This is a genomic window from Nocardiopsis oceani, from assembly GCF_054777395.1.
Genome location: NZ_BAAHAR010000063.1, coordinates 25,042 through 31,911 on the forward strand (window position 1 = coordinate 25,042; position 6,870 = coordinate 31,911).

The following is a 6,870-nucleotide window of genomic DNA, read 5'->3' on the forward strand; positions in this document are numbered from 1 at the left end:
ACGTTGTGTTCACTGGTCCGGAAGCCTCCCGGCGAATCAGCCGCGGGTGTCCTTGACGACCTCGCCGCCCTGGACGACCAGCGTGACGTTGTCCCGCTTGCCGAGCAGTGCGATGTCGGCGAGCGGGTCGCCCTCGCACACCACCAGGTCGGCGAGCTTTCCGGCCTCGACCGTGCCGACCCGGTCGGCCGCGCCCACCAGCTCCGCGGCGTTGCCGGTGCCCGCAACGATCGCCGCCATGGGTGAGAGCCCGACGGACACCATCTGCGCGAGCTCACGCAGGTTGCGGCCGTGCTCGGAGATCCCCGCGTCGGTACCCATCGCCACGCGCACCCCGCGGGCCACCGCGTGCGAGATCCGCCGGTAGGTCTCCTCAGCCAGAGTCCGCTTGGTGTCGATCGCCTTCTTCGACATCAGGTGGACGCGGTCCTCGAAGTCGAACGTGGTCAGGGTCGGCACCAGGAACGTGCCGCGCTCCAGCATCAGGTCGATGCCCTCGTCATCGATCAGGTAGCCGTGCTCAACGCTGGTCACCCCGCCGCGCACCGCGTTCCTGATCCCGGCCGCGCCCTGCGCGTGCGCGGCGACCGGCCGGCCGCCGTGCTTGGCGGTCTCCGCGACGATCACGGCGATCTCCTCCTCGGTGATCCCCTCGTCGGTGGGCCCGTCGGAAGGGCTGGAAAGCCCGCCCGTCGCGCACACCTTGATCACGTCGGCTCCGTCCCGGACGAGCCGCCGCGCGGACACCCGGACCTCCTGCGGGGAGTCGGCGATCTCCGCTGCCGTGTGCTCGCAGTCGTGCGCGTTGGTCCCCGAGGGCAGCGTGAAGTCGGCGTGCCCGCCGGTGTGGCTCACCAGGCGCAGCGCCATGCTCAGGCGCGGCCCCCGGATCAGGCCGCGCTCCTGGGCGATACGGAACCCGGCGTCGGCCCCGCCCAAGTCCCGGGCGCTGGTCACGCCCGCTTCCAGGGTGGTGCGCATGCGCTCGGCCGACTCGAAGGCGTGCAGGCTGCGGGAGATCTCAGCGTTGTTGCTGGCCAGGGCGCGGCCGTCGGCGAAGCCGAAGTGCACGTGGGTGTCGATGAACCCGGGGAGGAGGGTGCGCCCGCCCAGGCTCTCGACGGTGGCTTCGGGCCCCGTGGCGGGCGCGTCGGCGGCGGGGCCCGCGTAGCCGATGACGCCGTCCTCGACCAGCACGGCGGCGTCCGCGACCGGGGCGGCCCCGGTGCCGTCGATGAGGGTGAGATCCCGGTACAGGGTCCTGGCGCCGGTCATGGGGTTGACTCCTTGTGGTGGTGGATCAGATGTGCGAGTACATACCCGGTCCGATCGGGATCCCGCCGAAGTAGAACACCGCGAAGACGATGACCCACAGGACGAGGAAGACCAGGGAGAAGGGCAGGCAGCGCGCGATCAACGTACCGATCCCCGCCTTGGGCTCGTAGGCCTTCAGGAAGCCCAGCACGATGATCATGTACGGGTTGAGCGGCGAGAGCACGCTGGAGGTGGAGTCGCCGATTCGGTAGGCCGCCTGGATGAAGCCCGGCTCGTAGCCCAGAAGCGCGAACATCGGGACGAAGACCGCCGCGAACAGCGCCCACTGGGCCGAGCCCGAGATGATGAAGAAGTTGATCAGCCAGGCCAGCAGGATGAAGCCGAGGATCGCGCCGAAACCGGTGAACCCGGTGGCCTCCAGCGTCTCCGCGCCGGCGACCGCGGTCCACGTGGACAGGCCGGTCCAGTCGAACAGCTCCAGGAACTGGGCCATCACGAAGGCCAGCACGATGAAGCCGGACATGTCCTTGATGGTGTGGCCCATCATCTTGGTGATGTCCGAGCCCTTGCGGATGGCCCGAGTCGCCAGACCGTAGGCGATAGCGGGCACGGCCAGGGTGAGGAAGACCAGGAAGACCACCGAGTCGAGCAGCGGGGACTCCGGTAGGAACGCACCGTCTTCGTTGCGCATGGGTGCGTTGCCGGGGAGGGTCACGAGGAGGACCGCGACGACGGTCAGCACCAGGGCGACACCGGACCAGCGCAGGCCGAAGCGCTCGGACGCAGTGATCTCGGTGTCCATCTTCAGGTCCGGGCGCGCCCCGCCCTTGGCCGACGCGGGTTCCTCCTCTTCGTCGGAGACCTGGTCGCGGCTGACCTGGCGGCGCTCCAGCGAGGGTTCGAGGACCTTGTCGATGAGGAAGCCGGCCACGGCGCTGAGGATGATCGCGATGGTGAACGTGAGGAAGTGGTTGGAGACCGGCGTCACGGTCGTCACGCCCAGGCCCTCGACCGGCACGGACGCCGACTGGGTGATACCGGACAGCAGCGCGTCGGTACTGGTGATGAACGGGCTGCAACTGAACGCGGCCATGGCAGCGGCGAAGGCGCCGAGCAGGCCCGCGACCGGGTGGCGCCCCGCTGCCTTGAAGACCATTGCGGCGAGCGGCGGGACCACCACCATGGCCGCGTCGCTCATGATGCTGGCGGACACACCCACCAGGGCGACGACGTACGGGAGCAGCCACTTGGGGGCCCGTCCGAAGGCCATCCGGACCAGGGTGTTGAGCAGACCCGTCCGCTGGGCGATACCGACGCCGAGGAGGATAGTCAGCACCACGCCCAGGGGCGGGAAGCCGACGAAGTTCGCGACCAGGTTGGTGGTGATCCAGGTCAGGCCCTCCGCGGTGAAGAACCCCTGGATCTCTTGGGCGCCCTCCCCGCTCCCGGGCAGCTCATAGGTGACACCGACAGAGGACATGATCGTGGAGGCCACTGCCACGATCGCGAAGAGCAGCAGGAAGAGGATGAACGGGTCGGGAATCCTGTTGCCGGCCCGTTCGATGCCGTCGATCGTGCGGGCGAAGAATCCGGGGCGCGGTGTGCCGGGGCCGCCGCCGTGCCCGCCTGAGTCGGAGCGCTTGGTGCTCATGGGTCCACCTCTGGGGAGTAAGGAGGGTTTCGGACGATCGTGGGTTTCTGGGCTTCTGGGCTTCTGGGCTTCTGGGTTTCTGGGTTTCTGGGTTTCTTGGCTTCTGAGCTGCGGGCCTCAGCTGACCACGGGGTTCGGCTGAACTCGGGGATCAGCGCGCGGTGCCGCGGACGCCGGTGGTGTCCTTGTGGACCACACCGTTCTTGACCACGGCGGTGATGTTGTCGGGATCGCCCGGCACGGTGATGTCGGCGAGGGGGTCACCCGCGCAGACGACGACGTCGGCGCGCTTGCCGGGTTCGAGGGTGCCGATGTCCTCGGACCGGCCGAGGAGCGCGGCGGCGTCCCGGGTCCCGGCGAGCAGTGCGCCCATGGGGCTCATACCGTGCTCGACGAGCAGTTCGAGTTCGCGCAAGTTGCGGCCGTGTCGGCAGATACCGGAGTCCGTGCCCAGGGCGACGCGGACACCCGCGCGGATCGCGGCGGTGATGTTCTCGCTCAGGTGCTCCTGGAGCTTGAGCTTCTTGGCGACCGCGTAGTCGGCCGACTTGGCGGGGTCGGGCGGGGTGGTGGCGGTCGCCAGGGTGGGGACGAGGTAGGCGCCGCCGGCCAGCATCAGCTCGATGCCTTGCTCGTCGATCTCGTAGCCGTGCTCGATGCTGGTGACCCCGGCGGTGAGGGCGTTGCGGATACTGCGGGCGCTCTGGGCGTGCGCGGCCACCGGGATGTCGTGGGCGGCGGCCTCACGCACGATCACGGACATCTCCTCGATGTTGAGGCCGTCGTGCCACGGGGTGTCCTGGGGGCTCCACACACCACCGCTGGCCATCACCTTGATGACCTTGGCGCCCTTGCGCATGACCTCGCGGGTGGCGCGCAGCGCCTCGGCCGGGCCGTCGGTGTTGACCGAGAGCGCACCGTCGGGGCCGAGGACGGTGCCGAAGTCGAACCCGCAACAGGTCCGGAAGTCGCCGTGCCCGCCGGTGGGGCCGAGCGCCCGGTAGGCGGTGGTGAGCCGGGGACCGGGGACGATCCCCTCCTCGACGGCCTGAACCACGGCCTGGTCCAGCCCCGCCAGGTCGCGGACGCTGGTGATCCCGGCGTCGAGCGTGGCCTTCAGGCGCGGGATCGCGGTGAAGTAACCGTAGTGCGGCGGCTGGTGGAGCAGGTCGGCGGGGTTCATGCCGTCGCCCGACATGGTCAGGTGCACGTGGGTGTCGACGAACCCCGGGAGGACCGTGCTTCCGGCCGCGTCGACCACCCGGTGGGGTCCGCTGACGTGCGGCGCGCGGTCGGCGGGACCGACCCAGTCGATCCGGCCGTCGCGCGCCACGACGGTCCAGTGCTCACGGGGGCCGGAGCCGGTCCCGTCCACCACGGTCCCGTCACGGACCACGAGGGTCCTCTCTGCCGAGGTCATCGGCGTCACCTTCCTCCTCAGAGCCCCGCTGCCCGGCTCCGCCGTCCGGAACCGTTGGTGAACGGGCACGCAATCCAACAGAAACACGCAGTTCAGGGCTGCCTCAGTGGTCTTGCGGAAACCTATTCGGAAGTACGGGTAACCTGCACCGATCGCCGGAAAACAGCAGCCAAGGGGCAGACGTTGCCGGAATCGAGCACCCCGAACGAGTTCGACCTGACCCTGATCAACGCGCTCCAGCTGGCGCCAAGGGCCACGTGGGCCGAGCTCGGGCCGATCCTGGACGCGGACGCCACCACCCTCGCCCGGCGGTGGAAGCGCTTGGAGGACAGCGGTCTGGCCCGCATCGCCGCCTTCCCCCGCCGACGGGTGATGGCCCGGCGGTACCTGAGCTACGTGGAGCTGAGCTGCCGCAACGGCACGGTGGAACGGGTCGCCGCCGTCCTCGCCGAGGATCGCGACACCCTCAGCATCCAGTTCGTCGCCGGCTCCCACCAGCCCATGCTCACGGTCGTCCCCGGAGGCGGCCTGGCCGACTACCTGCTCAACTGGGTGGGCGGTATCCCGGACGTCGTGTCGTACCGGGTGCACGTGGTCACGGAGGTGCCCCGAGAGGCCTACCTGTGGCAGGTCCGGGCCCTGTCACCCGATCAGCGCCGCCGGTTGCGCGCCCTCTCCCCCGCCCGGCGCGACCCGGTGGGCAACGAGCGGGTGACCGAGCTGGACCAGAGCATCGTCGACCTGCTGTGCGCAGACGCACGGCTCGGCTACCAGACCATCGCCGAACGGCTGGACGTCGCACCCACCACCGCCGCACGCCGCATCAACCGGCTGCTGCGCGACGGCCTCCTGGGGCTGCGCTGCGACATCTCCCGAGTACACATGGGGTGGCCGAGCGCCGCCACCCTGTGGGGCTCCCTCGACCCCGAAGTCCTCGACGGCGTGCCCGACCTGGGCGAACGCATCCCCGAGGTACGGCTGTGCACCACCATCGCCGGGCCCGAGAACACCCTGTTCATCCTCTGGCTGCGCGATGCCCCGGACCTCACCCGCGTGGAGCGGCGGCTGCTGGAGGAGCTGCCCGGGCTGCGCATCGCCGACCGGCGGATGACCCTGCGGACCTTCAAGTTCATGGGCGGGGTGACCGACGCCGAGCAGCGCTTCGTACGCTCGGTCCCGGTCCAGCTCCGCTAAGCCGGGTGGGGATGCCTGCTCTGGGGTGGGGTTCTCTTTTTGGGGTGGGGTGCCTGCTCTGGGGTGGGGTTCGCTCTCTGGGGTGGGGTTCGCTCTCTGGGGTGGGGTTCGCTCTCTGGGGTGGGGTTCCCTCCTTTCCCGCCGCCCGATTGTGGCCGTCTCCGCTACGCGCCTCAAGGTCGTCGCCATCGAGCGCTTCGCGCGTCATTGGCGCTCCACCTTGACCCGCTCCGCTACGACGGCAGGTTGGCGGCTATCGGGAAAGGGGGACGGGTGGTTGAGGTCCTAGCCGGTTCGGGCTTCGCCCGACCCCTCGGCCTGGCGGCCGATGCCTGCCCCTGCGCCGGAGCGTTGACGGGTTGGGTGTCGCGGCCGGTCATTCTGGGCTGCGGACCCCTCGGCCTGGCGGCCGATGCCTGCCCCTGCGCCGGAGCGTTGACGGGTCGGGTGTCGCGGCCGGTCACTGTGGGCAGCGAACCCCTCGGGAGGGCGCCAGGGCATGGGGGCGTGGGGCGGTAGGGCCTTGGCGGGCGGGGTTAGCGCTCCTCAGGTGTAGGGGTGGGTGTGGAAGCTGGCTCTGGGTCGGGGTCGGCGTCCGAGTCCTCCCCCTTGTTGTTGCTTCCCCGGTTGCGGTGGGAGGGGCGGCCCTGCCAGACGGACTGCTCCGGATTGGTCTCCCGGCGATACTTCAACCGGTTGTGGTCTGAGCACAGTGGCTGGATATTGTCCGCGCTCGTGGACCCACCGGCCGAGAAGCTCCTCTTGTGGTCGGCCTCGGAACCGCTGGCCGGGGTGTTGCACCCCTGATACCAGGCGCAGGTGGTGTGACCGAACATCCCCGCGTCCCGCAGAGCGCCCGTGGCGTTGCGCTGGGTACGGCCCACGTCCAGCACCCGGTCGCCCTTGGGGGAGGTGATCATGCGGCGCAGCTGGCTGTTGGGGGCCAGGGCACGGATCGCGGCCATAGAGACCACCTGCCCGTCCTGCGTCACCGCCGGACCCGCACCCTCACCCTCGCCCTGGAGGCCCAGGAAGGTGGGCAGGGGCACCATGATGTTGATCATCGCCACCGCAGCACGCTTGCGACCCGGGCCGCCCTTGCCCTTGCTGTCCTGACCGTCGGAGCCCTGGGCACCTTCGGCACCCTCAGCGCCCTCGCTGTTCTCTGCGCCCTCGCCGGGGTTGGTGGGGTGGGATGCGGACCGGACCAGGTTCATGAACGCGTCATACATCCGCTCCGAAGCCGACACGTGCAGCCTCTCGGGGTCATAGTCCACCTCGTGGGCCTTGAGCTCACGCTGGATCTCCTCGGCGTGCTCACTCGGACCCC

Annotated in this window: 5 protein-coding genes; 1 reads left to right on the top strand and 4 read right to left on the bottom strand. The window is 69.9% G+C overall.

What is annotated here, in order from left to right:
- Nucleotides 1–36: 36 nt before the first annotated feature.
- The 3 genes from ACYVDG_RS29470 to ACYVDG_RS29480 all read right to left on the bottom strand — a co-directional run bounded on the left by ACYVDG_RS29470 (nucleotide 37) and on the right by ACYVDG_RS29480 (nucleotide 4,346).
- Nucleotides 37–1,275 (bottom strand): metal-dependent hydrolase family protein, encoded by a 1,239-nt coding sequence (locus tag ACYVDG_RS29470; protein WP_460761783.1) that lies wholly within the window; start codon nucleotides 1,273–1,275, stop codon nucleotides 37–39.
- A 25-nt stretch (nucleotides 1,276–1,300) separates the two neighbouring features.
- Entirely contained in the window at nucleotides 1,301–2,926 is a 1,626-nt protein-coding gene (locus ACYVDG_RS29475; RefSeq protein ID WP_460761786.1) for an AbgT family transporter, read from the bottom strand.
- A 151-nt stretch (nucleotides 2,927–3,077) separates the two neighbouring features.
- A complete protein-coding gene (locus ACYVDG_RS29480; RefSeq protein WP_460761789.1) occupies nucleotides 3,078–4,346 on the bottom strand; it encodes a metal-dependent hydrolase family protein in 1,269 nt (422 codons plus the stop codon).
- Nucleotides 4,347–4,529: 183 nt separating this feature from the next.
- Between ACYVDG_RS29480 and ACYVDG_RS29485 the strand changes: the two genes are divergently transcribed.
- Complete coding sequence (locus ACYVDG_RS29485) at nucleotides 4,530–5,540, top strand: Lrp/AsnC family transcriptional regulator (RefSeq protein WP_460761792.1); 1,011 nt, start codon at nucleotides 4,530–4,532, stop codon at nucleotides 5,538–5,540.
- A 536-nt stretch (nucleotides 5,541–6,076) separates the two neighbouring features.
- On the opposite strand, the gene ACYVDG_RS29490 is transcribed toward ACYVDG_RS29485, so the two are convergent.
- Nucleotides 6,077–6,870: HNH endonuclease signature motif containing protein (locus tag ACYVDG_RS29490; protein WP_460761795.1), on the bottom strand; the 794-nt coding region annotated here is incomplete at its 5' end.